Origin of the sequence: Ensifer sp. ENS08, from assembly GCF_014852195.1 — a bacterium.
GTDB lineage: Bacteria > Pseudomonadota > Alphaproteobacteria > Rhizobiales > Rhizobiaceae > Ensifer > Ensifer adhaerens.
Genome location: NZ_JACVBF010000105.1, coordinates 1 through 249, shown reverse-complemented (window position 1 = coordinate 249; position 249 = coordinate 1). Strand labels below are relative to the sequence as shown.

General features: G+C 56.6%; 1 protein-coding gene. It reads left to right on the top strand.

Translation table 11 applies throughout. The features are described from left to right. A partial coding sequence (locus tag IB272_RS34705; RefSeq protein WP_192445915.1) for an ATP-binding protein occupies positions 1-249 on the top strand: 249 nt, incomplete at both ends.

The following is a 249-nucleotide window of genomic DNA, read 5'->3' as shown; positions in this document are numbered from 1 at the left end:
CAAAACTACACGGTGTTGTTCACAACGGCGCAGGCATTGGTCGCAACGCTCGTGAGAGCACATGGCGAAGGACGCCTGGAAGAACGACTTGGGTTTCTCGCCAAGCCCAAGCTGCTCATCATCGACGAGCTTGGCTATCTTCCACTCGAGCCCAATGCAGCCCACTTATTTTTCCAGCTCGTATCGAGGCGCTACGAGCGGGGTGCAATGCTCGTCACCTCCAACCGCAGTGTCGGAGAATGGGGAACA